Here is a 26,692-nt window from a genome sequence, read left to right as displayed (position 1 = left end):
AAAGAGTTCTCAATTTAGTCTACAAATTTTTTACTGGTAAAATAAACCGAAAAATACAAATAAAGTGGAATTTAAATTTAATTAATTATAGGTAAATGGGAATATATTCTTTTAAATTTGCATAATGGCGTAAAAATTCCCAAAAATAATAAAAATTCGCTTTTCTTAGAAAAACAATCCCGCAGGCTGCTGGCTAAACTATATCTCAAGGGTGTGATAGGGATCGAAAAGAGTAGCATGCACCGAAATGTATAACGTTAGTGTGTACTCACCCAAAAGGTCTCGATTCGGCTTAGGACGCTATAGATCAAAAGTTTATAGGCACAAGGTTATAACTTACAAAGTTATGATTGTTGAAGTAAACCATAGATGTTTTCCCTTGACACCCTAAAAAATTCTCAATAATAAAAATGATATTTTACAAGAATATAATTTATGAATAAGCCTAATCTTTCTGCGCTACTCCTGACATTTAAATCTCATTATATGAAGCCTGTGATTTCTGCCCACCGAAAAATAGTTTCAGCGACTTTACAGATTTTAGGTTAGAGCGCTATTTTTATTTACGATGTGATCAACCAAAATCGTTTATATACTAATCTTATGATCAATTGCGAGCTGGATAATATGGAGAATAAAAATCAGTGTCGCCAATGCGCCGTATGTGGAAAGAGCTTTCCTTTAAAAGATTTAGTATCTGGTGAAGTCATCCGTAACGTGATTAGTGATGAAATTTTAAAAGACCATCCAGATTGGAGTTACTCAAGCTTTATTTGTCGGGCCGATCTGGCAGATTATCGAATTAAATATGTGCAGTCGCTATTACGTTCGGAAAAGGGTGAGTTATCTAACCTAGAAAATGAAGTAATTGGCAATATGCAACGGCATGAATTAATTAGCCGAAATACAGAGTCAGATTTTGATCAAAACTGGACGTTTGGAGAAAAACTGGCAGATAAAATCGCATCATTTGGTGGTAGCTGGGCTTTTCTTATTTGTTTTGCTTTATTTTTAACGGGGTGGATTGTTTTAAATACGGTTGTGATGGTGGTCCGTCCCGTCGACCCTTATCCTTTTATTTTGCTGAATTTAGTGTTGTCATGTTTAGCTGCAATTCAAGCACCTATTATTATGATGAGTCAAAACCGTCAAGAAGCAAAAGACCGTTTACGTTCGCAACATGACTATCAAATTAATTTAAAAGCCGAGCTTGAGATTCGCCATTTGCATGAAAAAATGGACCATCTTTTATCGCATCAGTGGGAAAGACTTGCACATATTCAAGAAATTCAGCTCGATCTTTTAGCTGAAATGAATAAAAAACGATAAAGATTTTCTGAGTTTCACGTGGAACATAAGTAGGGCGCTATAGATTATTTTGCGGTAGGTCTGAAATTTCTTTATGATTTGCCGCCATGCTCCCTTGCTGTTTCACGACTATGCCTTTAAACGACAACTTTGTTTACGTTCCACCACAAGATCCGCTTTCAATTTTATTTGAAGATGACGATTTAATTGTGGTTGATAAACCTGCGGGTTTGTTGTCGGTCATGGGCCGGTTACCTGAACATCATGACAGTGCGTATTTAAGGGTGCTAGAAAAGTTCCCTTTAGCAAAGGTTACGCACCGTTTAGATATGGCAACCTCAGGTTTACTTATGTTTGCCAAGCATCGCGATGCAGAAGTTGCGGTAAGTAAAATGTTTCAGGCTAGAACAGTCAAAAAACATTATATTGCTTTGGTACAAGGCCAAGTAAAACAAGAGGGCAGTGTTGAAGCTCCACTCATTACTGACTGGGAAAATCGCCCAAGACAAATGGTACATTTTGAATTAGGCAAACATGCTAAAACGTTGTTTCAACCATTGGTTTATGATGAAACAACAGATCAAAGTCGTGTGTTGCTGGAACCTGTGACAGGGCGTTCGCACCAGTTACGTGTACATATGATGCATATTGGGCATCCGATTATGGGGGACAAGTTATATCATCCTGAACCTAAACGATTTCATTTGAATCGTATGGCTTTACACGCTGCATATCTTGCTTTTCAACATCCTTTGAAGGGAACAGATGTGGTGATTGAGTCACAAGTGCCTTTTTAAAAAATTAAAATTTGATGCAATTCGCAACTGAATACATATCCAAACTGCAATAAAAGTCGGTTATTCTTAATGCCGAATAATACAAATAGAGCAACAACAAGGACAATCTAATGAACCGCGATTACGAACAATTTCCAGATGATGATAACGGCAATGTACTTTGGCAAATGGTTGAAGACGGGGATGATTTAACCGAGCTTCATGAAATTGAATTTTCAATTGCATTTCAAGATCAACAAAATGCAGAGCAATGCGCGATGCATTTACTCTATCAAGAGCAAAAAATTTCTCTTTTCCAAGATGATTCCGTTGAACCGAATGAATGGATCATTACCATCTTTGTTACGATGGAACCAGAGTATTCAGATATTGTTGATCTGGAGCAGTGGTTTTCGACAATCGCTGAGCAATTTAACGGCGAATATGATGGGTGGGGCTGCATGGCTTATGTCTTCGACGAAGAAGAAGATGACATTTTACAGTAAAGCCTAAATATAGCCGGGAGGTTCTACAATGAGCTTATCTCAAAAAGAAATTGCGGTACGTTTTTTAGAGCTTGCTGCCGCTGGCGAGGTCGATGAAGCCTACGGCAATTACACCGCCCCAAACTTTAAGCATCACAATCCTTATTATGCTGGTGATAAGACTTCTTTGAAGGAAGGGATGCGTGAAAGTGCAATTGAAACTCCAAACAAAGTTCTTGAAGTTCAGCATGTCATTGAGGATGGTGCTTTAGTTGCAGTACATTCGAAACTGGAAATGCAAATGAATGACAAGCTAACAATTTTAGCTGTGGTTCATATATGCCGTTTTGAAAATGGAAAAATTGCGGAGTTTTGGGATATTGGGCAAATACAGCCCGATCCACTCGTTAATGAAAATGGTATGTTTTAGTGAAAAGCCCGAAACTATTCGGGCTTTTTTATTTTATAGATAAATTAAAACTTCCACTGTGCCGAAATTGAGGCGTTCAATGGTTCACCCGGTTGAACCCATAAATCGCTATAGCTTGAGACATAGTAGGTCTTATCAAATAGGTTATTTACATTCAGCTGATAGCGTAAACGTTCAGATGGTGCATAGTAGCCATTTAAATTGACCAGCGTATAACTCGGTAAGTTAAAGCCATTATCAAGATTATGTCCGCTGCGCTCACCGACATAGGTAAGGTTGGCACCTACACCCGCTTTTCTTGCACCGTCTTGTAGAAACTCATAATTGGTGCTTACGGAGCCTTGGTGTTTTGGAACATTGCTTAGACGAGCGCCTTTTGCCAAGTCTTGGTCTTTTTCAATTTGAGCATCGGTATAACTATAGTTGGCATTAACGAACCAGCGGTCATTGATCTGGCTATTTAAGTCAAATTCAACTCCTTTACTACTCACTTCGCCTGCGGCGGTTTGAAAGTTACTGTCGATTGGGTCAGTTGTGAGTACATTTCGTTTTTTCATTTCAAACAAAGCGAGGCTCAGCACACTTTGGTCGTTTATTTTATATTTGGTACCGACTTCATAGCTTTCGCCTTTTTCAGGAGCGAAGGTCTGTCCATTTCGGTTCATACTACTATTCATGGCAAATGAGCGGCCATAGTTGCTATAAAACGCCCATTGCTCAGAGGCTTTAAAATTTACTCCGAAACGTGGACTATTCTGGTGAAGTGTCTGGTTGCTTTCAGTTTGAGTCAGGTGATTTTTAAAGTCTTGTTCGACTTGATCAAAACGGTTACCAAATAGCACACTCCACTGGTCATTGAAAAAGATCTGATCTTGTACATTAAGCGCGAAGTAACGCTGGCGCTCTTTGGTGTCGGTAAACGGAGTGAGATTCGGTAAATATTTGCCATATTCAGGTTGGTAAATATCAATTGTGTTTACTGTAGTAGATGAGTTTGAATCATGGTTGCGACGAAGCTGGTTTTGTTTGTAGTCGAGTTGACCAAGCTCGGTTGAAAGTAAAATTTCATGACGAGCCCATGAGGTATCAATCTTGCCAAGTAACTCAGTCTGAGCCAGCACATCTTCACTTGTATAATCACGATAGCGGCGTTGGCGCTCTAAAGTACGGCCATCGGCTTGCATACGACGAGGTTCGGTTGCAAAGCCGACCATTTGTGCATCTTTATAACTGACCGCACTATTTAGTTTCCAGTCAGGGTTAAACTCGTGACTCAGACGTAATTGGTAAAAGTAATCTTTTATTTTCAGATCACCATCGTCAGGCTCACCTGTAAAGGTTTTCGGGTCCATCACAAACTGGTGATTGACTGTGCTGACACCGCGGTCAAAGGTTCCTTTATGTTCTGTAAATTCACTATCAAAGTCGAGTTGCGTTTGGTCTGAAATTTTCCATGTGAGCTGCGGTGAAAAGAACCAGTGTTCACTGCTGACATGATCACGGAAGCTTTGATTATCTTCGTGAGCCACTGCTAAACGATAGGCCAGTTCATCGTTAATAGGGGCAGTATGCTCCAGACTTATGCGATATTGTTCTTGGGTATTGGCACGTAGGTTAAGTTCACTTTCGCTTTCCCACTGTGGTTTTTTACTGTTGAGGTTCAGTAAACCTCCTGTTTCGCCGCGACCATATAGCGCCGCCATTGGTCCTTTTAAAAATTCTAAAGATTCAATATTTACGACATCTTTTGGAGCGCTAATTCCTCGGTTAACACTCAAACCGTTACGGATCATAGCCGCACCTAAATTGGGATCGGTACTAAAGCCACGAAATGAGTAGTTATCCCAAAAACCACCACCAAAACTATTTTGATGAAAAACCCCACTGACTAAAGTTAATGCATCATCAATCCGTTGCACGTCTTGCTGTTCCATTATTTGTTTAGAAAGATAAGCACGGTTAAAAGGGACATCTAAAACATCGTGAGTAAATTTAGTTGCCGAGCTATTTTGGCTCACATCTTCTCGAGTACTTTCAGCCTGAACCCGTATGGTCTCAAGTACCGTTGACGTTTCCTCTCCCCAAGTGAGTGTCGATATAAATGATAGACCTAACGAAGACAACAATCCTAATTTGTGTCGCATAAATAATCAGCCATAAAAAGACAAAAGGAATTAAATGTAATAGTATAACGTTACATTATTTTGTTGATTACTGCTATGTCTTTAGAAAAGAATATTGAACGTTTACAGTCAATTGATGCATTGCGCGGTTTGGTGATCATCATTATGTTGCTCGACCATGTAAGAGAAACTTTCTATTTACATAAACAGGTTACCGACCCAATGGACGTAACAGTAACAGAACCGGCTTTATTTGGCAGTCGATTATTGGCCCATATTTGTGCTCCGGTTTTTGTACTTTTAACTGGTATTTCTGCATTTTTATTTCAGTCAAAAAAACAAGATTTACAGCAAACACGTGCTTTTTTATTAAAGCGTGGCTTATTTTTGATTGCACTAGAGCTCACGCTGGTGAACTTTGCATGGACAGCAACTTTTCCACCCGAAGTCATTTATTTACAAGTGATCTGGGCGATTGGTATTAGCATGGTGGTGCTAGCTTGTTGTGTAAGTTTGCCTTTGCCTGTTCTTGCAGGTGTAGCGTTGGTGATTATTTTTGGACACAACTTGCTAGATTCTGTGCATTTCTCACAAGGCATCCTACAGAATATATGGTTCGTTTTACATGAACGTGGCTGGCTTGAGTTTGCGGGTATCAAGCTTCGTACAAGCTATCCGGTTTTACCTTGGATTGGGGTGATTTTATTAGGCTACGTTTTAGGTCAGTTCTTTAATTCAAAATATATAGCAAAGCAAAGAAGCCGCGCTTTACTCAGTCTTGGTTTGGCAAGTATCGGGTTATTTGTTTTACTACGTTTTATCAATGTCTATGGTGACCAGCCGTGGCAACATTTTGAGTCATTACAACTGAGCCTCATGAGCTTTTTTAACCTCACCAAGTATCCGCCGTCTTTATTGTTTATTTTGCTAAATGTTGGAATTGGCTTGCTTGTGCTCGTTGCTTTTGAACGTATGCAGCAATATTCATTTCTAAAACCATTGGTCGTGTTTGGTTCGGTGCCGATGTTCTTTTATTTACTGCACTTATATGTGTTGAAACTGATGTATGTGTTGGCACTCAGTGTGTGGGGAGCTAACTACGGAAACTATTTGTCGGTCAATCATGTGTGGATGCTGTGGTTAATCACGATTGTGTTGTCTTTTGCACTCTATCCAGCGGTTAAATGGTTCTCGAAATTTAAACATCAAAACAAGCATATTTCGATTTTAAAATATTTCTAATTTTCAAAAGGTGAGTAAAGCGAGTTCAGTAATGCTCGCTTTACTTGCTTACATCTAGATATAGAGTTTCTTTCACTTCTTCCATGACGACATAACTGTGTGAAGATGCCGAAGCTGGGAGTTTCTTTAATAGATCTCCTAACAAGCGACGATATGCACTCATTTCTTTTAAACGTGCTTTTACAAGGTAGTCAAATTCACCTGAAATGAGGTGACATTCGAGTACTTCAGGAATCTCAACTAAGTCTCTAGCCACTTGATCAAATACATCGCCAGATTTGGCAGATAACTTGATTTCTAAAAAGACAAGCAGGTTACGGTCAACGTAGGCTGGGTTTAGACGTGCGTAATAACCCATGATAATGCCATCGCGCTCAAGGCGCTTTACACGCTCTGAACAAGGGGTGGTAGATAGGTTGACTCTTGATGCCAATTCACTAATCGCAATTCGTCCTTCACGCTGCAAAATATCCAGAATCATGCGATCTATACGATCTAAGGGGCGCATAGATATTTCCTCTTTTTTTAAAATTCTCGCGAGAAAAACATAAATTTACCTAGATTATAGCCTGAAAAACAGTGAAATAAACTATTGAAGCAGAAATATACTAGTGAAATAAACTGGTGTGCGTGAGGGAATGGAAATGCGCGTAATTGTACTAGGTAGCGGCGTTATTGGAGTGGCAAGTGCCTATTATCTGGCTCGACAAGGAGCTGAGGTTACTGTTCTCGATCGCCAGTCAGGTCCTGCTGAAGAAACAAGTTTTGGTAACGCAGGGCAAATTTCGCCTGGGTATTCGACCCCTTGGGCAGCACCAGGAATTCCTTTTAAAGCTGTGAAATGGATGTTCCAACACCATGCACCGCTTGCGATTAATTTAGATGGCAGCATGTGGCAATTACAGTGGATGGCGCAAATGCTGAAAAACTGTAATCCACAAAGTTATGCTGTGAACAAAGAACGTATGATGCGTGTAGCTGAATACAGCCGTGACTGCTTACGTGAACTCAGAAAAGATACGGGTATTCACTACGAAAACCGCGCCAAAGGTACTTTGCAGCTATTCCGTAAAGAAGCACAAATGGAAGCGGTTCAACGCGACATTAGCGTGCTTGAAGAGTGCGGCGTAAGCTACGAATTATTAAATGCTAATGAACTCGGTCGTGTAGAGCCTGCTTTGGCAAATGCACAAGATAAACTCGTGGGTGGTTTACACTTACCAAATGATGAAACAGGCGACTGCTATTTATTTACCAATGCTTTAGCTCAAATTGCCAAAGAGTTAGGGGTTAACTTCCAGTTTAACCAGAATGTAGAAAAATTGATTGTTGAAGGCGATGAAATTAAGGGCGTTCAGGTCAATGGTAAGGTCTTAACCGCAGATCGTTATGTTCTAGCATTTGGTAGTTATTCACGTGATTTCTTGAAACCACTTGATCTACAGTTGCCTGTATATCCTGTAAAAGGTTACTCGTTGACGATTCCTATTGTTGACCCTGCTTTTGCTCCACAATCTACCGTGCTGGATGAAACTTACAAAATCGCGATTACTCGTTTTGACCAACGTATTCGCGTAGGTGGAATGGCTGAGCTAAGTGGTTTCAATTTAGGTCTAAACGAAGACCGCCGTGCAACCTTGCAAATGGTGACTCAAGACTTGTTCCCGGGTGGTGATATGGAACAAGCATCTTTCTGGACAGGTTTACGTCCAATGACACCAGACAGTACTCCAATTATTGGTGCGACTCGCTTTAAAAATCTGTTTTTGAATACAGGTCATGGCACTTTAGGTTGGACCATGGCGTGCGGTTCAGGAAAATTAATCAGTGATATCGTATTGAATCATAAGACTGATATCAGTACCGATGGTCTTTCAATTCAGCGTTATTCACACGCACATGCGGCTTAACGGACGTTAGGAAAGTAATCATGCCTCGTCCTATTACCGCAGTGATCCACCGTCAAGCCTTACAAAATAACTTGGCGGTGGTACGCAAGGCTATGCCAAACAGTAAGGTCTTTGCCGTTGTCAAAGCCAATGCTTATGGACATGGAATTGAACGTGTCTATGAAGCATTTAAAGCAGCAGATGGCTTTGCCTTACTTGATCTTGATGAAGCAAAACGAATTCGTGCTCTAGGTTGGACGGGTCCGATTTTATTGCTCGAAGGGATTTTTTCTCCTCAAGATTTATTTGATTGTGTGCAGTATCAGCTTAGTTTCACCATTCATAGTGAAGCGCAAATCGAGTGGGTAGAAAAGCATCCTTATCCTGCTCAATTTGATGTTTTTTTGAAAATGAACAGTGGTATGAACCGTCTTGGTTTTAAACCACAGCATTATGTGCAGGCTTGGGAACGTTTAAATAATTTGGCAAATGTCGCCAAGATTACCCACATGATGCATTTTTCGGATGCAGATGGTGATCGTTTCGGTCAGCAAGGTATTGATTATCAAATTACTGCCTTTGAAGAAGTTGTGAAGGATTTACCGGGTGAAAGATCGGTAAGTAATAGTGCGGCAATTCTGCGTTATCAAGACCAGCTCAAATCAGATTATGTCCGTAGCGGCATCATGCTTTATGGCAGCTCGCCAGATTACCCAACCCATAGTATTGCGGACTGGGGCTTGCAGCCGACCATGAGCTTACGTAGTGAAATTATTTCCGTTCAGCATTTGGAGCCGAATGAAAGTGTAGGTTATGGCTCAAACTTTGTCGCAGAGCAACCCATGACGATTGGGATTGTGGCTTGCGGCTATGCCGATGGTTATCAACGTATTTCGCCAACAGGCACTCCGGTTTTAGTGGACTCAGTACGCACGCGTACAGTTGGCCGCGTCAGTATGGATATGTTGGCAGTTGATTTAACGGGTATTGAGAGTGCCAAAGTTGGTAGTGAAGTGGTGCTCTGGGGTCAGTCAAGTACAGGCGTCGTTCTACCTATTGACGATGTTGCAGTTTCATCCGGTACGGTGGGTTATGAACTGATGTGTGCCGTCACCGCCCGTGTTCAATTTATTAATCAGGTATAAGGAAATCCGAATGTCTAATTCAGATATACAAAAGATTAACACTAACGAAGTCATGAGCGCCGTGACTGTTTTTAACAAAGTAGTTTATCTGTCAGGTCAGGTACCTAAAAATACCGAGCAAGACGTGGCAGGCCAAACTCGTGAAATTCTTGCAACGATTGATGAACTTTTGGCATTAGCCAATACCGACAAATCTCGCTTGCTCTCTGCACAGCTCTATTTGAAAAATCTTTCTGACTTTTCAACCGTAAATGCAATTTGGGTTGACTGGTTAAAAGGGTGTGTTGCTCCATCGCGTGCCACAATTCAGGCCGATTTGGTCAATCCAGATTGGTTAATTGAAATTGCCGTGACGGCAGCACAAAAGTAATTCGGCTTTACTCCAAAAACGATGATGTATCTAACAGAAGGAAGATAGATACGGTTTAACCAGTCGTTTTTTGGTGAACAGATTCAGTGACCTATGGCATACGGTTCAATTTTCGCCATAGGTTGCTGATCTTAACAAAGGAATTCAAAAAGGAATTTTAATATGACAACGGCTCGTCATTCAGATACGGAAAATTCTCCCGATCATCTGCAACGAAAACTGTCTAACCGTCATTTACAACTGATTGCAATTGGCGGTGCAATTGGAACTGGCCTATTTATGGGCTCAGGTAAAACCATCTCCCTCGCAGGTCCTTCAATTCTCTTTATTTATATGATTATTGGAGGTATGTTCTTTTTCTTAATGCGTGCAATGGGTGAACTACTCCTTGCAAATCTGCATTATAAATCTTTTGTTGATATGGCTCATGACCTGATTGGTCCTTGGGCTGGTTACTATTTGGGTTGGACCTATTGGTTAGGTTGGGTGCTGGTCGGTATTGCGGACCTTTCAGCAGTTATTAACTATTTGAGCTTCTGGCTACCCGATGGTGCAAGCTTCTCACCAATACAGCAGGCCATGATTAGTGCAGGCTGTGTGTTGTTTGTGATGGGTCTTAACCTCCTTACAGTACGACTATTTGGTGAAATTGAATTCTGGTTTGCCCTTATTAAGATTCTGGCAATTATTGGCCTGATCGGTGTGGGTGGCTATATGATTTTCAGCCATTTTCAAGCTCCGCAAGGCGCTGTTGCCAGCATTAGTAATGTCTGGTCACATGGCGGTTTATTCCCGAAAGGTACAGAAGGCTTCTTGGCAGGATTCCAGATTGCCGTTTTTGCGTTTGTCGGGGTTGAGTTGGTTGGTACGACAGCTGCTGAAACCAAAGACCCGCAGAAGAACTTACCGAAAGCAATTAACGCGATTCCGGTACGTATTATTTTGTTCTATGTATTGGCGTTATTTATTGTGATGTCGGTAACACCGTGGGATCACATTCGTGCAGATAAAAGCCCGTTTGTTGAGTTATTTTTAAATGCGGGTATTCCGGTTTCTGCGATCATCATGAACTTGGTGGTGCTATCTTCGGTCATGTCTTCAATGAACAGCGGTGTGTTTTCAACCAGTCGTATGCTGTTCGGTTTATCAAAAGACGGTCAGGCACCGGGAGCATTTGGACGTTTATCAAAACGCGCAGTCCCTTCAAATGGTTTGATTTTCTCTTGTACTTTCATTATGGGCGGGGCAGTGCTTCAGTACTTTGTTCCAAACACAATGGAGGCATTTACATTAGCAAGTTCACTCTGTGTGATTCTATTCATTAGTGTCTGGAGTCTCATTATGGTGTGCTATTTACGCTATCGTAAATTACGTCCTGAATTACATGAAAAATCTACATTCAAAATGCCGGGCGGCATTTGGATGAGTTATGTTGTTTTGGCATTCATGCTTTTCACTTTGGTGATCTTGGCATTAGAGCCTGATACCTTAAAAGCGCTATATGTCAGTCCAGTATGGTTGATCATTTTAGGTGTGACTTATCATGTGCTGTATAAACCGCGCATGAAAAGACTAGGACGTGAACTCGTCAACGACCATTAAGTTTTATTAAAAAGCCAATCGAACATGATTGGCTTTTATTATTTTCTTTAGGTTTTTTATCGGAATAATATTGTTTATTTTTGAGTCATCAGTGCAGTTTTGGAGGGGGTGGTAAAGCGACATCGAACAATATCGCATGCTACACTTCGGCTCATCTGGTGAATTGAGATTGGATAATTAAAATTGCCGTGAAGGCAGTACATAAATAACGCAATTTAAAAAAATAGGGATAAAAGATAGATCAATTAAGGAAAAAATATACTTGAACATCTTGTCCCGATGTATAGACTCAGCAACCCACGATATACGGTTCGTTTTCTCCCTATATGTTGCTGATTGAAATTAAGCAAATATAAAAAGGACTTCTAATATGACAATGGTTCATCATTCAGATGAGGCAAGTTCCCCTGATCATTTACAACGGAAATTAAGTAATCGCCATTTACAGCTCATTGCAATTGGCGGTGCAATCGGTACGGGTCTATTTATGGGCTCGGGCAAAACCATCTCCCTCGCAGGTCCTTCGATTCTCGTTATTTACATGTTAATTGGCGGTATGTTCTTTTTCCTTATGCGTGCATTAGGTGAATTACTGCTTGCTAATTTACATTACAAGTCATTTGTTGATATGGCATATGACTTAATCGGCCCATGGGCTGGCTATTATATTGGCTGGACCTATTGGCTAGGCTGGGTATTGGTCGGTATTGCCGATCTATCAGCAGTTATTAATTATTTAAGTTTCTGGTTGCCCGAGGGTGCCAGTTTCTCACCAATGCAACAGGCCATGATTAGTGCGGGCTGTGTACTATTCGTGTTAGGACTTAATTTGCTTACGGTCAAGTTGTTTGGTGAAGTAGAATTCTGGTTCGCACTCATTAAGATTTTGGCAATTATTGGCTTAATTGGTGTGGGTGGCTACATGATTTTAACCCACTTCCAAGCTCCTCATGGTGACGTTGTCAGCATCAGTAATGTCTGGTCGCATGGTGGTCTGTTTCCAAAAGGTGTAAGTGGATTTTTAGCCGGATTCCAGATTGCCGTATTTGCCTTTATTGGTGTTGAGTTGATTGGTACCACTGCGGCTGAAACGAAAGATCCTCAGAAGAACTTACCAAAAGCAATTAACGCGATTCCGGTACGTATTATTCTGTTTTATGTGTTAGCACTTTTTGTGGTGATGTCTGTAACACCTTGGGATCATATTCGTGCCGATAAAAGCCCGTTTGTTGAATTGTTCTTAAATGCAGGTATTCCGATTTCAGCAATTATCATGAACTTGGTTGTGCTGTCTTCGGTCATGTCTTCGATGAACAGTGGCGTGTTTTCAACGAGCCGTATGTTGTTTGGTTTATCAAAAGATGGTCAGGCACCGAGTGTTTTGGGACGTTTATCAAAACGTGCTGTACCGTCAAATGGTTTAATCTTCTCATGTATTTTCATTATGGGCGGAGCAGTGCTTCAGTACTTTGTTCCAAACACAATGGAAGCATTTACTTTGGCAAGTTCGCTCTGTGTGATTTTATTCATTAGCGTGTGGATTTTAATCATGGCGTGTTATTTACGTTATCGTAAAATTCGCCCAGAGTTACATGCAGCATCTACCTTTAAAATGCCGGGCGGTGTGTTGATGGCTTATGCCGTTATTGCATTCTTCTTGTTTACCTTGGTGATTTTGGCATTAGAGCCAGATACCTTAAAAGCGCTATACGTTAGCCCAGTATGGTTAGTGGTTTTAAGCGTGACCTATTATGTGTTCTATAAACCGCGTATGAGAAAATTAGGTCAAGAAATCTTTTAATTAACCTGTCTCGATTTACCAGAAAGCCAATCATATGATTGGCTTTTTATTTATTATTTAATCAACCAGTAAATGTTGGTATTTATCGGCCTGTTTACGCAAGTAATCCCAGACCAGTTTAATGCGCGGCTCATGCTGTAAATCAACGAAGGTCAGCATCCAGAAGGTATGGGTAAAACGAACTTGTTGTTCTAACACCTCTTCAAGCTCAGGCTTATCATCTGCCAAAAACTTGGGCAAAATTGCAAGACCTGCGCCTGCGCTGACCGCAATTTGTTGCGCCAAAATGCTGCTACTGCGAAAGTTCGCGTTAAGCTTTAAAGGTAAGCGTTCTAGACAATATAGCTCGGGGCTATACACCAGATCATCAATATAGTTCACAAAGCGGTGCTGGGTTAAATCTTCCAGACGGCGAATTGGTGGGTTTTGCGCTAGATAGTTTTGGCTACCATAAATTTTTAAACAGTAATCAGATAAGCGCGTAATGATATAAGGCCCTGAGGTTGGGCGTTCAATCGACACCACAATATCTGCCTCACGGTGCGAGAGCTTAATCATTTTTGGTACGGGTATCAGGTCGATGGTAAGCAGCGGATACTGTATGGAGAACTCAGCCAGTAAGCGGGCTAAAAATGCAGTTCCAAAACCCTCAGGTGTGCCAATTCGCACACGACCTTGCAAAGGTTGATGTGGTTTTTCAATTTGTAAGAAAGCTTGTTCCATTTGTTCAACTCGAGGGACAAGTGCCATCCCTTCGAGAGTTAACTCATAGCCCGTTGCTTCACGTTTAAATAGCGTAGTACCTAAAGCAAGTTCTAGAGCCTGAATCCGTCTAGCCACCGTACTGTGCTCGACACCGATAATACGTGCAGCATTGGTTAGGGTTTTAGTGCGTGCTAAAACCAGGAAAAACTGTAGATGATCCCAATCCACTTTCATTTTTGTTATTGTCCCTGTGCATATTTGCACAACAATCGTGCATGAATTTGCGTTGGTGGTCAAAGATTTCTTTGTTAGTCTCAAATAAAACCTGAATAAAGAAAATGCATAGAAAAGTATTTTCTAATAACTGAACACAATAAAAATATGACCTACGGAGAGGTTATGAACACAATCCAGAAAATCGAATTGGACACCGCTAAATTACTTATTAACGGACAGTTTATCGAATCTAAAACACAAGAATGGCAAGACATTGTTAACCCTGCAACTCAGGAAGTGATTGGCCGCGTGCCTTTTGCAACGGTTGAAGAAGTCGACGCTGCTATTCAAGCTGCACAAGATGCTTTTGCTTCTTGGCGTCAAACCCCAATTCAGGCACGTATGCGCATCATGCTCAAGTTGCAAGACTTGATTCGTGCCAACATGAAAGAGATTGCCCAAGTACTAACGGCTGAACAAGGTAAAACCTTGGCAGATGCCGAAGGCGATATTCAACGTGGTCTAGAAGTGGTTGAACATGCCTGTTCAGTTGGTACTCTGCAAATGGGTGAATATGTCGAAGGTGTAGCGCGTGGTGTAGACACGTATACCTTGCAGCAACCTTTGGGTGTCTGTGCGGGTATTACGCCGTTTAATTTCCCTGCCATGATTCCGCTTTGGATGTTCCCAATGGCAATTGTGTGCGGCAATACCTTTGTTTTAAAACCATCAGAACAAGACCCGTTATCAACCATGATGTTGGTTGAACTTGCGATTCAAGCAGGTATTCCAGCAGGTGTGCTGAACGTTGTGCATGGCGGTAAAGAAGTGGTTGACCGTTTGTGTACCCATAAAGACATTAAAGCGATTTCATTTGTAGGATCAACAGCGGTTGGAACACATGTTTATAACCTTGCAGGGCAGCATGGCAAACGTGTGCAAGCCATGATGGGTGCAAAAAACCATGTGGTTGTGATGCCGGATGCCAATAAAGAACAAACTTTAAATGCTTTAGTAGGTGCAGCGTTTGGTGCTGCTGGGCAACGCTGCATGGCATTGTCGGTTGCAGTGATGGTTGGCGATAGTAAACAGTGGATTCAAGAGTTAGTTGAAAAAGCCAAAACTCTAAAAGTAAATGCAGGTCATGAACCAAATACTGACATTGGTCCAGTGATTTCAAAACGTGCCAAAGCGCGTGTAATTGACTTGATTAATAGCGGTGTTGAGCAAGGTGCAGAGTTACTACTCGATGGTCGCAATGTTCAAGTACAAGGTTATGATTCAGGTAACTTTGTGGGTGCCACGATTTTTAGTGGCGTAAATACCGACATGCGTATTTATAAAGAAGAAATCTTTGGCCCGGTACTTTCAATTATTTGTGTCGATACACTCGATGAAGCGATTGCTTTGATCAATGCCAATCCATTTGGTAACGGTGTAGGTCTATTCACACAAAGCGGTGCCATTGCACGTACTTTCCAAAACCTCATCGATATTGGCCAAGTCGGTATCAATATTCCAATTCCTGTACCAGTGCCTTTCTTTAGTTTTACCGGCTCAAGAGGCTCAAAACTAGGTGATTTAGGACCATACGGCAAACAGGCTGTGCAGTTCTATACCCAAACCAAAACGATTACCAGTCGCTGGTTTGAAGATAGCCATGAAGTTGGCGGTGTAAATACAACCATTAGTTTACGTTAAGGGGATCACGGATGAATATCGCCTTTATCGGTCTAGGTAATATGGGCGGCAGAATGGCCCAAAACCTACTAAAAGCCGGACTCAAAGTTTATGGTTACGACCTCAGTGAAGTTGCTATTCAGCACTTCGCCGAGGCAGGTGGTGTGGTCTGCGACAGCCCACAGAATGCAGCTAAACAAGCAGATGTAGTCATTACCATGTTGCCTGCGGCGAAGCATGTTAAAGAGGTTTACTTGGGTGAAAATGGTGTCTTGGAAGTGCTAAAAGCAGGTAGCTTATGCATTGATAGCAGCACCATTGACCCGCAAACCATTAAAGACATTGCTGCTGTTGCACATAGCAAAAATATTAAAATTTGTGATGCACCCGTTTCTGGTGGAACCATTGGTGCTCAAGCAGGAACCTTGACCTTCATGGTCGGTGCCGATGAACAAACCTTTAATGAGGTGAAACCTGTGCTCAGCCATATGGGCAAAAATATTGTCCATTGTGGTGATGTAGGGGCAGGTCAAATTGCCAAAATTTGCAATAACCTGATTTTAGGAATTTCAATGGCTGCGGTGGCCGAAGGCATGGCACTCGGTGTGAAGCTAGGCATCGACCCACAAGCATTGGCAGGTGTAATTAATACTTCAAGTGGCCGTTGCTGGAGTTCGGATGTGTGTAACCCATGGCCACATATTAATGAAAATGCGCCCGCATCTCGAGGCTATCAAGACGGTTTTGCGACACAGCTAATGCTAAAAGATTTAGGACTCGCTGTAGAAGCCGCAGGCCAAGTGAAACAGCCGGTTTTATTAGGTGGCATGGTACAACAGCTTTATCAGCAAATGTGTATGCGTGGTAATGCTCATCTCGATTTCTCGAGCATTATTCAGCAATACCTGCCACAAGAGGCATAACGGTAAAGCCAAAGGATGGCTTTAAACGAATAAATCAAACCCTGTCGTGAATAACAACAAATCCGGACTGAGGGAAAAGATATGATGGATTATCAAAATGCTGTACAGGCTTTCGATTTGGAAAGCACTGCTAAACAGATGTTGTCAGGTTCACTCGATGCACTGAACGCATGTTATGAATGTTGTGATAGACATGCAGATGGCGACAAGATCGCGCTGTACTGGCAAGGAAAAGACGGTCGCAAAGAACAATATACCTTCCGTGAACTAAAAGAATGGTCGAGTCAGTTTGCTAACTTTTTAAAATCACAAGGTGTGAAAGCGGGAGACCGTATTTCAGGCTTATTGCCAAGAACACCTGAACTGATCGTGACCATTTTGGCAGCTTGGCGAATTGGTGCGGTGTACCAACCCCTATTTACTGCCTTTGGTCCCAAAGCGATTGAGCACCGTATTCAACTTGCTCAAAGTAAGCTGGTGGTGACTGATATGGGTAACCGTAGCAAGCTCGACGAAATTGAAAAGTGCCCTGCAATTATGACAGTGGCCGACGCACAAGGTACTCCGCTTAAAGCAGGTGATTTTAATTTCTGGAATGAAGTGAAGCAGCAGTCCGATCAATGTGATCTGGTGATGCGTAACATCCAAGATCCTTTCTTGCTTATGTTTACGTCTGGCACTACAGGACCAGCGAAACCATTGGAAGTGCCACTAAAAGCACTGATTGCTTTTGGTCGCTATATGCAAGATGCCATTGGTTTAACCGAAGAGGATTCATTCTGGAATATTGCAGATCCGGGTTGGGCGTATGGGTTGTACTATGCGATTACTGGACCGTTATTTTTAGGCCATGCCACTTTGTTCTATGAAGGCGGTTTTAGTACCGATAGCCTATGCCAAATTGTGAAAGATTATAAAGTTAACAACTTGGCAGGTGCACCAACTGCTTACCGCATGATGATGGCAGCTGACCCAGCACAAATGGCGCCGTTAAAAGGACAATTCCGTGTGGTGAGTAGTGCAGGAGAGCCGCTAAATCCGGAAGTAATTCGTTGGTTTAAACAAGTCCTTGATGCTCCAATTTATGACCACTACGGGCAAACTGAAGTAGGCATGGTGGTGTGTAATCATCATGGTTTAAAACATGAAATTCATGCTGGTTCAGCAGGTTTTCCAAGTCCGGGCTATCGTGTTGCGATTGTTAATGAACAAGGTGAAGAGCTTCCGCCAGACACACCGGGAATTTTAGCAGTCGACATTAGCCAGTCTCCAATGATGTGGTTTGGTGGCTATAAAGAAAGTCGAAAATCGCCATTTGTTGGTCATTATTATTTAACGGGTGATACTGCCGAACTCCATGCCGATGGCAGTATGAGCTTTGTCGGCCGTAGCGATGATGTGATCACCACATCGGGTTATCGTATTGGACCTTTCGATGTAGAAAGCGCACTACTTGAACACGACGCTGTGATTGAAGCCGCAGTAATAGGCGTGCCTGATCCGGATCGCACTGAAGTGGTTAAGGCTTTTGTAATTTTAGCTGCGGGCGTACAACCTTCAGATGTGCTTGCTGAAGAACTCAGCCAGTTTGTTAAAAGACGACTTTCTGCTCATGCTTACCCACGATTAGTTGAATTTGTGAGTGAATTACCTAAAACTCCAAGTGGCAAAATTCAGCGCTTTTTATTGCGTAATCAAGAAATTGCTAAACAACAAGCTAAAGCAGGGTAAAGGAAATAATAATGCAATTTACCGAAGAACAATTACTCATTCGTGATATGGCGAAAAGTTTCGCCCAAGAACAAATCAAGCCTAATGCCAGTGATTGGGATCGAGATGGAACTTTTCCAAAAGAAACTCTGACTCAAATGGGACAACTCGGTTTTATGGGAATGCTTGTTTCAGAGGAATGGGGTGGTTCAGACACGGGTAACTTAGCCTATGTACTGGCACTCGAGGAAGTTGCAGCAGCGGATGGTGCAACCTCGACCATTATGAGTGTACATAACTCGGTTGGTTGTGTGCCTATTTTAAAATTTGGGACCGACGAGCAAAAAGAGCGCTTTTTAAAACCTTTGGCACAAGGTGAAATGATAGGAGCTTTTGCCTTAACCGAACCGCATACTGGCTCAGATGCAGCAGCCATCAAGACCCGTGCGGTAAAAGATGGTGACGATTACATTTTAAATGGTGCCAAGCAGTTTATTACCTCGGGTAATAATGCTGGCGTCATTATCGTATTTGCTGTGACCGATCCGAGCGCAGGTAAAAAGGGGATTAGTGCCTTTTTAGTTCCACGCGAGACACCGGGTTATGAAGTGATTCGTGTTGAAGAAAAACTAGGTCTGCATGCTTCAGATACGTGTCAGATTGCTCTAACAGATGTACGCATCCATAAAAGTCTCATGCTGGGTAAAGAAGGTGAAGGCCTGAAAATTGCTCTCGCCAATTTAGAAGGTGGACGTATTGGTATTGCGGCACAAGCCGTCGGTCTAGCACGTGCGGCGCTCGAAGAAGCAACTCGTTATGCCAAAGAGCGTATTACTTTTGGCAAACCAATTTTTGAGCATCAAACCATCGCATTTCGTCTTGCTAGCATGGCAACAGAAATCGAAGCAGCGAGACAGTTGGTTCACTACGCTGCACGCTTAAAAGAAGCAGGTCAACCGTGTTTGAATGAAGCTTCAATGGCCAAGCTATTTGCTTCAGAAATGACTGAGCGAGTATGCTCGAGCGCGCTACAAGTGTTTGGCGGCTATGGCTATCTCAGAGACTTTCCAATTGAACGTATCTATCGTGATGCCCGTATTTGCCAAATTTACGAAGGTACCAGTGATATTCAACGTTTAGTCATCGCACGTAGTCTATAAAACCAGAACAAGGAATAAATAATGCAGTGGCAAAGTATTTTATTAGAAAAGCGTAATGGGGTTGGATTGATTACATTAAATCGCCCTCAAGCGCTCAATGCCTTAAATAGTGAATTAATTAGTGAAATTAATCAGGCATTAGATCAACTCGAAAAAGACCGCGAAATTGGCTGTATCGTATTGGCAGGCTCTGAAAAAGCTTTTGCCGCAGGGGCTGACATTAAAGAAATGGCTGATTTGGCATTTCCCGATATTTATTTAGATGACTTTTTTCATCTTGCAGACCGTATTGCACAGCGCCGTAAACCTTTAATTGCTGCGGTGAGTGGCTATGCATTGGGTGGTGGCTGTGAATTAGCACTCATGTGTGACTTTATTTATTGTGCTGATAACGCCAAGTTTGGTTTACCCGAAGTCACTTTAGGGGTAATACCAGGTATTGGTGGGACACAGCGTTTAACCCATGCCATTGGTAAAGCTAAAGCAATGGAAATGTGCCTTACCGCTCGTCAAATGGGTGCAGTAGAGGCAGAACAAAGTGGTTTGGTTGCACGTGTGTTTAGTAAAGAAGAATTACTTGAACAAACCTTGCAAGCCGCTGAAAAAATCGCAGCACGGTCTTTAACTGCAAACATGATGCTCAAAGAAACCATTAATCGAGCTTTTGAGGTGAATCTCACCGAAGGTTTACGTTTTGAACGCCGCATGTTCCACTCCATTTTTGCAACTGCGGACCAAAAAGAAGGCATGCAGGCATTTGTTGAAAAACGGCAGGCAAATTTTAAAAATCAGTAAGAGATCAATAAAATGAATACAGAAAATCACTTAATGATTGAGCGACAAGGTAAGCTTGGCGTGATCACCTTAGATCGTGTGACTCATCTCAATGCATTGTCGCTAGATATGATTGAAGGAATTGGCGCCCAATTGGAGTTGTGGCGAAATGATGCTGCTGTTCAGGCGATCTTAATCAAATCAAATAGCCCAAAAGCCTTCTGTGCAGGTGGCGATATTCGCTATCTCTACGACAGCTATAAAAATGGCACAGCCGATTACAAAGGCTACTTTAGTGCCGAATATAAAATGCTCAATACACTGCGCGAATATGAAAAGCCAATCATCGTTGTGCTTGATGGCTATGTATTAGGTGGTGGTTTTGGCTTGGCTCAGGCGTGTCACATTGTGGTAAGCAGTGAAAAGTCCAGATTTGCCATGCCTGAAACAGCGATTGGTTTTTTCCCGGACGTTGGCGCAACTCATTTCCTGTCTCGCCTTGATGATATTGGCGTTTATATGGCAATTACGGGTGAGCAGATCAGCAGTAGCGATGCGCTCTATCTCGACTTAATTGACTACCATGTGCCAAGCGATCAGTTACAAGCTTTACAAGACGCTCTCGTTGAAGCGCCAAGTTTAAGCAAAGAGGGAATTGAACACATCATTACCCGATTTATTACTCGTCCTGCTGAAAGTGAGCTCAAACAGTTGGCAGAAGGTATCCGTAAACACTTCGGATATCAGCATTTAGATGAGATCGAACAAAGCCTTGAAAATGAACAGGATGAGAGCTTAAAGACTTGGGCGAGTAAAATGCTTAGTATTTTGCAGCAGCGTTCATTTATTGCCAAACAAACCAGCTTGAAACTGCAACATTTAGGCCGTGGACTTTCACTACAGCAGTGTATGCAGCTTGAGCGTGATTTACAGGATATCTGGTTTGAGCATGGTGACTTTATTGAGGGCGTTCGTGCGCTCATTGTTGATAAAGATAAACAACCACGGTGGCAAGAACGTAATCCTGAGCTGGAACAAATTTTAGAAAAACTAAGCTAAACCATTTTTTAAACACATAAAAAGCTTAAGGAGATCAAGCGAGACCTGAACATGCTTATGGTCAGGACAGATCATAAGCATAAAAAGACAAAACAAGAAAATCTAAAAAGGACATTACGATGCAAACAATACATGGAAACGGTTCACATCCTAAAAAGTCGTCACATCGATTAGCAGGCATCTCTAGCATGGTCGGCACCACGATTGAGTGGTATGACTTTTTTGTTTATGGTGCAGCAGCAGCCCTCATTTTTAACAAACTATTTTTCCCAAATCTGGACCCACTTACAGGTGTGCTTGCAGCATTTGCAACCTATGCTGTTGGGTTTATTGGCCGTCCACTTGGTGGTTTAGTCTTTGGCCATTTTGGTGACAAGATTGGCCGTAAGTCAATGTTATTGCTAACGCTGATGCTCATGGGGATTCCAACCGTACTGATTGGCCTCTTACCGACTTACGAATCAATTGGATATTGGGCGGCAATTGGCTTGGTGATCTTGCGATTTATTCAAGGTATGGCCATGGGCGGTGAGTGGGGCGGTGCCGTGCTTATGGCAGTAGAACATGCACCCGAAGGTGGTAAAGGGTTTTGGGGAAGTTTGCCTCAAGCCAGTACCGGTGGGGGCTTAATGCTCGCCTCAATCGCACTAGGACTGGTGTCGTTATTACCTGAGCAAGCATTGTTTAGCTGGGGCTGGCGTTTACCATTTCTTGCCAGCATTATTTTACTGGCAGTGGGTTGGTATATTCGTGTAAAAGTGCCTGAGTCACCAGACTTTGAAAAAGTAAAACAACAGTCCGAAGAAGTCAAAGTTCCGGCTTTTCAGGTTTTTAAAAACCATCCAAAGCAACTCATCACCATTATTTTGGCGAGAGCTGCTGAAAATGCATGGTTCTATATTGCTTCAACCTTTACGTTAGCTTACACCACCACACAATTAGGTATTCCACGACAAGACATTTTGTTTGCCACCATTTGCGGTGCAGCCGTGATTTTATTTATGACGCCGTTATGCGGACATTTGTCCGATAAAGTCGGTCAACGCAATATGTTTATGTTTGGTCTATGTGTATTGGCACTTTATTCTTATCCATTTTTTAGCATGCTCAATACCAAAGATCCGGTGCTGGTCTGGACGGCAATTGTTTTGGCAATTGGTGTGGTGTTTCCGATTATGTATGCGCCACAAGCTCAGCTTTTTGCGCGTCAATTTCCTGCTGAAATTCGTTATAGCGGTATTTCGATTTCGGTACAGTTGGCAGGTGTTTTGGGTGGTGGTTTAGCCCCTATGATTGCCACTAAACTACTCAGTATTGGGCAAGGCAATCCATATTTAATTATGTTTTATATCGGAAGTATGGCTGTAGTTGCGATTATATCGACATCATTCATGCCGCGTGATTGGAGCTATAAAAAGGATGAGACTTATTATAAGAAAGCAAACTTAAATCTAAAAACCAAGATTGATTGATATGCACTCATCTTGCTCGGTCATATGTATAGATTGCTATGTAAAAATTAGGACTCATGCCCCAAAGATAGGCATGAGTCCTATATAAGAAATTAGATATCAATCAAGCATGCAAACATCGAATATCCATCAATCGTCATTGGTGGACCTGCACGATGGGCACGAAAACCCGCAGCACGTAATAAACGTTCTACTCCAAGAGGAGAAGTCGTGATGAGTTGTTTTGCGCCTTGTTCTCTTGCAAAGTTGATTGCTTCTTGCAGAATTGCAATTGAGACCGGTGATGACACAGCCTGACTGCTAGAGGAAGGTGGATTTGAAAAATCTACGGCTGAAAACCTTGATAATTCCCAAATTTCTGGTGAGCAGGGAATAGGCATTCCATTGAGAAGTTGGGGAAATATTTCCCCGAGTAAATAGGGTTGTGTGGTGGGTAGTAGTCTGGCACAACCAATGATATTGGATTCTCTGTCTTGAGCCACGACATAAGCTGTATCGATTTTATCAAATTGATCTAGTTCTTCATCGTTTGGACAGTTCAACTCCCAACCCAAATATTCAACAAATACCCTGTAGCGGTAACTTTTAAATTTGGTATATAAGCCTTCTGAAAAATTGTTTTGAAATCCAGCAATAATATTCATTACAAGTGCTTCCACTTATTTTTCAAGTGACTTTACTGAACAGCTGGAAAGGCGGTAACTGTAAGAATTTACAGGTTTCTAAGAGAAGGTTTGACTTAATCAAGACTTGGTTAAGGACTTATTGATTTGGGCATAAATAAACGGTTCCCAGAACAAAGTGTCTATTTTTTTCTCGAGTAATGTTTCATTAATATCAAATCCGATATCCAGACCAGATACATCAACAATCATGATATTGCTTCGAGGTAACCCCACTCGTTTTACGGTAGTGATGCCATTATTCTCAATGAGTTCCCAATCCCATCCGGTACTTATAGCTGGAGTTTGTGAAGTTGCCCATTCAGTAAAACCATAATAGAAAATTTGAGACGCTTCAGTATGTCTAGATTCAACGGTAGAGATGATGTGTTGGAGAGGATAACTCATGAGTTGGTTTTCATTCATTCGAATAAAACCATCTGTTGAGATAGAGAAATGAGGGGGTATGCTAACCATGCTACCTGCTTAAGTACCCTAAATTAAGATTTAATGAATAAATAACATAAATTTTTGCCAATAAAATACTGTTATATTTAACAGGTTAACTGTAATTTGTTAGCACATCTTTAAGCTCTTCTTATTAGAGAGATTTTCAGGTAAAAATTATTTTTTTAAAGAGACTCCTTCGTTGGAGCTTATTACATAGTCAATATTGCTACTACTCAAATAATAATTACAAGTATAGGGATTTCTACAGTAATTGATTGGTTTTTAAAATATTATAATTATTTTTAGTTTTTATATATAAAAAATAAGAAAATTGGAGATATCGAATAATTGATAGACAATATTATTTAATTAAATTAATAAAAGCATACTATAAAGATTAAGTGGTCGACCTCTTTATAAATTAAAAAAATATATATTTTGGAATAAAATGCATCGTATAAATTTTAATTTTTAAAGCATAATCTGCGCATGAAATATAACAACCTTGAAAGCTTTCAGACATCTAGTTTATCTGAATAATTTGCAACCATTTTGGGCTTAAAAGTGTTGTTAATTGGATGATGAATTCAAAATCTTTAATTGAGAGCTCTAATAGAAGAGTAGGCACCGAAAATATATTTAGCAACTTCAGAATCTTTTAGATTTTTGAAGGACTTTATGGAAATTACGGTAAAAGATTAGACCTACACTTCAATTTGATTGCTTGGATTCACAATATGCAACCGAATAAAAAATAGTCTGTGAATGGAGTCTAATGAGAGCAAATGGAAAGTTGGCAAGAGGATTTATTATCAGCATTTTTGGTGGTAAAAAATGAATACCAGTTGTTTGAGATCGTTAAATCTACCGCATCAAGGCTCGGATTTGACTATTGCGCTTATGGTATGCAATCACCCTTATCTATTGCTGAACCAAAAACAATTATGTTGAATAATTATCCAGAAGCATGGCAGAAACGTTATGTGGAACGGCAATATGTGAAGATAGATCCAACTGTGCAGCATTGTATGGTATCACTTCAACCTCTTGTTTGGTCGAGTCAATCTGCAAAGACACAGGCAGAAAAAGATTTTTGGGAGGAAGCGCGTTCTTATGGTTTAAATGTCGGTTGGGCTCAGTCAAGCCGTGATTTTATTGGGACCCGAGGAATGCTAACACTGGCAAGATCCAACGACCAGTTATCAGAAAAAGAGCAAAAAGCACAATATACGAATATGTACTGGTTAACTCAAACAGTGCATTCCAGCATTGCTAAAATAGTAAATGATGTAGAGTTTGCTAAATTCAATCTTTATTTAACGAACAGGGAAAAAGAGGCGCTACGTTGGACTGCCGAAGGCAAAACGTCAGCAGAAATAGCTCAGATTCTTGGAGTAACTGAAAGAACCGTAAATTTCCATCTCAGTAATTCCATGCAAAAGTTAAATGTAAATAATAAAATTTCAGCAGCTATTCGAGCTGTAATGCTAGGGCTTTTGTAGAGAGTATAAATAACACAGGAATTTAATATTAAAATTAAATGGAATAAATAATTTTAAGATTTATATGTTTGATTTAAGTTAATCAAATGTTTTAAATTTAAGGAAATATAATAAATTGATTTTTAATATTAAAATAAAAATATCCATTTATTTGCTTTTATATTATATTGGCTTTGTTGCACAAACCTGTCTCTAAAGGCTTATTCCACAATATAATTTTGAGATGAATAAGCCTACACCTAAAATCTACCGTACAACCAATTGGCCCACATACAACCGAGCTCTCATTAATCGTGGGAATATTGCCATTTGGTTTGATCCCAAAACACAATGGTATGCTCAACCAAAAAGCCAACATGGTCGAAATCAAACTTATTCCGATACAGCCATCCAATGCTGCTTAATGATTAAATCCATATTTCGTCTTTCTCTACGCATGGTCACTGGCTTTGTACAAAGCCTGATTAAACTTTGCGGATTAGATTGGACAGCGCCAGACTATACGACGCTTTGCAGAAGACAAAAACATATTGATATTGCGATTAGCTACCAAAAAAGTAGCAATGGTCTACATCTACTCGTAGATTCAACTGGTTTAAAGTTTTTGGGCGAAGGTGAATGGAAACGGAAGAAACATCAGCCTGAATATCGTCGACAATGGCGTAAGCTTCACATTGGTATAGATGCTGAAACGCTGCAAATACGTGCAGTTCAGCTCACAACGAACAATATCAGTGATTCACAGGTGCTCGGTGATTTACTTGGTCAAATACCACTTGATGAGCGAGTAGATTCTGTCTATACCGATGGAGCCTATGACACTAAATGCTGCAGACGAGTGATCTCAGATCGTCAAGCATATGCGGTGATTCCGCCAAGAAAAAATGCGAAACCGTGGAAAGATACAAAAGTTCATTCGCAAGAGAGAAATGAATTACTAAAAACAGTTAAGCGTCTAGGAAGAGCCCTTTGGAAAAAGTGGTCTGGTTATCATCGGCGAAGTTTGGTCGAAACCAAGATGCATTGCATCAAATTATTAGGCGATAAACTCTACTCAAGGAATTTTGACAGCCAAGTGAATGAGATCCATGCACGTGTAGCCGTATTAAATAAATTTACAGAATTAGGCAGACCTCATACCCAAGTTGTAACCTAAATTTTAGCAACTTAGGAAAACTTTACCTTCAAAGGCTTTATGCAACAAAGCC

The 26,692-nt window shown here is 41.1% G+C and carries 24 protein-coding genes; 19 read left to right on the top strand and 5 right to left on the bottom strand.

Annotated features, from left to right (window positions below; all coding sequences use genetic code 11):
- Positions 1 to 627: 627 nt before the first annotated feature.
- From MKL62_RS08030 to MKL62_RS08015, 4 genes are all read left to right on the top strand, one after another.
- Complete coding sequence (locus MKL62_RS08030; RefSeq protein WP_030423785.1) at positions 628 to 1,329, top strand: DUF1003 domain-containing protein; 702 nt, start codon at positions 628 to 630, stop codon at positions 1,327 to 1,329.
- A gap of 110 nt (positions 1,330 to 1,439) precedes the next feature.
- Entirely contained in the window at positions 1,440 to 2,105 is a 666-nt protein-coding gene (locus MKL62_RS08025; protein WP_002123285.1) for an RluA family pseudouridine synthase, read from the top strand.
- 110 nt (positions 2,106 to 2,215) lie between these two features.
- On the top strand, positions 2,216 to 2,590 hold the full coding sequence (locus MKL62_RS08020) for a ribonuclease E inhibitor RraB (protein WP_001078193.1): 375 nt from the start codon (positions 2,216 to 2,218) through the stop codon (positions 2,588 to 2,590).
- Positions 2,591 to 2,618: 28 nt separating this feature from the next.
- Positions 2,619 to 2,999, top strand: a complete 381-nt coding sequence (locus MKL62_RS08015; RefSeq protein WP_000059268.1) for a nuclear transport factor 2 family protein — start codon at positions 2,619 to 2,621, stop codon at positions 2,997 to 2,999.
- A 44-nt stretch (positions 3,000 to 3,043) separates the two neighbouring features.
- Here the strand turns inward: MKL62_RS08015 and MKL62_RS08010 are convergent, their stop codons facing one another.
- Positions 3,044 to 5,143: a TonB-dependent receptor gene (locus MKL62_RS08010; RefSeq protein WP_030423784.1), complete on the bottom strand. Its 2,100-nt coding sequence runs from the start codon at positions 5,141 to 5,143 to the stop codon at positions 3,044 to 3,046.
- 75 nt (positions 5,144 to 5,218) lie between these two features.
- Between MKL62_RS08010 and MKL62_RS08005 the strand changes: the two genes are divergently transcribed.
- Positions 5,219 to 6,364, top strand: coding sequence for an acetyltransferase domain-containing protein (locus MKL62_RS08005; RefSeq protein ID WP_002123341.1), 1,146 nt, complete (start codon positions 5,219 to 5,221; stop codon positions 6,362 to 6,364).
- Positions 6,365 to 6,404: 40 nt separating this feature from the next.
- Here MKL62_RS08005 and MKL62_RS08000 read toward each other — a convergent pair whose 3' ends face one another.
- A complete protein-coding gene (locus MKL62_RS08000) occupies positions 6,405 to 6,872 on the bottom strand; it encodes an Lrp/AsnC ligand binding domain-containing protein (RefSeq protein ID WP_001247568.1) in 468 nt (155 codons plus the stop codon).
- Between the two features lie 136 nt (positions 6,873 to 7,008).
- On the opposite strand from MKL62_RS08000, the gene MKL62_RS07995 reads away from it, so the two are divergent.
- From MKL62_RS07995 to MKL62_RS07975, 5 genes are all read left to right on the top strand, one after another.
- On the top strand, positions 7,009 to 8,274 hold the full coding sequence (locus tag MKL62_RS07995; RefSeq protein ID WP_002123329.1) for a D-amino acid dehydrogenase: 1,266 nt from the start codon (positions 7,009 to 7,011) through the stop codon (positions 8,272 to 8,274).
- Positions 8,275 to 8,294: 20 nt separating this feature from the next.
- Positions 8,295 to 9,398, top strand: coding sequence for an alanine racemase (alr, locus tag MKL62_RS07990; RefSeq protein WP_002123309.1), 1,104 nt, complete (start codon positions 8,295 to 8,297; stop codon positions 9,396 to 9,398).
- Between the two features lie 10 nt (positions 9,399 to 9,408).
- A complete protein-coding gene (locus MKL62_RS07985) occupies positions 9,409 to 9,768 on the top strand; it encodes a RidA family protein (protein ID WP_000071347.1) in 360 nt (119 codons plus the stop codon).
- Between the two features lie 162 nt (positions 9,769 to 9,930).
- Positions 9,931 to 11,370 carry an amino acid permease gene (locus MKL62_RS07980; protein WP_000205436.1) on the top strand — a complete coding sequence of 480 codons (1,440 nt, stop codon included), beginning with the start codon at positions 9,931 to 9,933 and terminating at the stop codon, positions 11,368 to 11,370.
- 370 nt (positions 11,371 to 11,740) lie between these two features.
- Entirely contained in the window at positions 11,741 to 13,171 is a 1,431-nt protein-coding gene (locus tag MKL62_RS07975; RefSeq protein WP_030423783.1) for an amino acid permease, read from the top strand.
- Between the two features lie 57 nt (positions 13,172 to 13,228).
- On the opposite strand, the gene MKL62_RS07970 is transcribed toward MKL62_RS07975, so the two are convergent.
- A complete protein-coding gene (locus MKL62_RS07970; protein WP_000861801.1) occupies positions 13,229 to 14,110 on the bottom strand; it encodes a LysR family transcriptional regulator in 882 nt (293 codons plus the stop codon).
- A gap of 165 nt (positions 14,111 to 14,275) precedes the next feature.
- Between MKL62_RS07970 and MKL62_RS07965 the strand changes: the two genes are divergently transcribed.
- The 7 genes from MKL62_RS07965 to MKL62_RS07935 all read left to right on the top strand — a co-directional run bounded on the left by MKL62_RS07965 (position 14,276) and on the right by MKL62_RS07935 (position 22,870).
- Complete coding sequence (locus tag MKL62_RS07965; protein ID WP_030423782.1) at positions 14,276 to 15,793, top strand: CoA-acylating methylmalonate-semialdehyde dehydrogenase; 1,518 nt, start codon at positions 14,276 to 14,278, stop codon at positions 15,791 to 15,793.
- A gap of 11 nt (positions 15,794 to 15,804) precedes the next feature.
- Positions 15,805 to 16,695, top strand: coding sequence for a 3-hydroxyisobutyrate dehydrogenase (mmsB, locus tag MKL62_RS07960; RefSeq protein WP_001017305.1), 891 nt, complete (start codon positions 15,805 to 15,807; stop codon positions 16,693 to 16,695).
- Positions 16,696 to 16,776: 81 nt separating this feature from the next.
- Positions 16,777 to 18,426 (top strand): AMP-binding protein, encoded by a 1,650-nt coding sequence (locus MKL62_RS07955; RefSeq protein WP_030423781.1) that lies wholly within the window; start codon positions 16,777 to 16,779, stop codon positions 18,424 to 18,426.
- Positions 18,427 to 18,437: 11 nt separating this feature from the next.
- Positions 18,438 to 19,565 (top strand): acyl-CoA dehydrogenase family protein, encoded by a 1,128-nt coding sequence (locus tag MKL62_RS07950; protein WP_001160766.1) that lies wholly within the window; start codon positions 18,438 to 18,440, stop codon positions 19,563 to 19,565.
- A gap of 21 nt (positions 19,566 to 19,586) precedes the next feature.
- Positions 19,587 to 20,360 (top strand): enoyl-CoA hydratase, encoded by a 774-nt coding sequence (locus MKL62_RS07945; RefSeq protein WP_001198683.1) that lies wholly within the window; start codon positions 19,587 to 19,589, stop codon positions 20,358 to 20,360.
- A gap of 12 nt (positions 20,361 to 20,372) precedes the next feature.
- Positions 20,373 to 21,398 (top strand): enoyl-CoA hydratase/isomerase family protein, encoded by a 1,026-nt coding sequence (locus MKL62_RS07940; protein ID WP_001091038.1) that lies wholly within the window; start codon positions 20,373 to 20,375, stop codon positions 21,396 to 21,398.
- Between the two features lie 119 nt (positions 21,399 to 21,517).
- Positions 21,518 to 22,870 (top strand): MFS transporter, encoded by a 1,353-nt coding sequence (locus tag MKL62_RS07935; RefSeq protein WP_001193289.1) that lies wholly within the window; start codon positions 21,518 to 21,520, stop codon positions 22,868 to 22,870.
- 92 nt (positions 22,871 to 22,962) lie between these two features.
- Here the strand turns inward: MKL62_RS07935 and abaI are convergent, their stop codons facing one another.
- Both abaI and MKL62_RS07925 read right to left on the bottom strand, forming a co-directional pair.
- Positions 22,963 to 23,529: an acyl-homoserine-lactone synthase AbaI gene (abaI, locus tag MKL62_RS07930; protein ID WP_086263473.1), complete on the bottom strand. Its 567-nt coding sequence runs from the start codon at positions 23,527 to 23,529 to the stop codon at positions 22,963 to 22,965.
- An 84-nt stretch (positions 23,530 to 23,613) separates the two neighbouring features.
- The gene (locus MKL62_RS07925) at positions 23,614 to 24,009 is read right to left on the bottom strand and encodes a DUF4902 domain-containing protein (protein WP_031999926.1); all 396 of its coding nucleotides are present in this window, start codon (positions 24,007 to 24,009) and stop codon (positions 23,614 to 23,616) included.
- Between the two features lie 758 nt (positions 24,010 to 24,767).
- Here MKL62_RS07925 and abaR point away from each other — a divergent pair.
- Both abaR and MKL62_RS07915 read left to right on the top strand, forming a co-directional pair.
- A complete protein-coding gene (gene abaR / locus MKL62_RS07920; RefSeq protein WP_000446790.1) occupies positions 24,768 to 25,484 on the top strand; it encodes a LuxR family transcriptional regulator AbaR in 717 nt (238 codons plus the stop codon).
- A 223-nt stretch (positions 25,485 to 25,707) separates the two neighbouring features.
- Entirely contained in the window at positions 25,708 to 26,640 is a 933-nt protein-coding gene (locus MKL62_RS07915) for an IS5 family transposase (RefSeq protein WP_001040033.1), read from the top strand.
- Positions 26,641 to 26,692 lie beyond the last annotated feature (52 nt).

Source organism: Acinetobacter sp. AOR01_HL, from assembly GCF_027855455.1.
GTDB lineage: Bacteria > Pseudomonadota > Gammaproteobacteria > Pseudomonadales > Moraxellaceae > Acinetobacter > Acinetobacter baumannii.
This window is presented reverse-complemented; position numbering and strand designations above follow the sequence as displayed.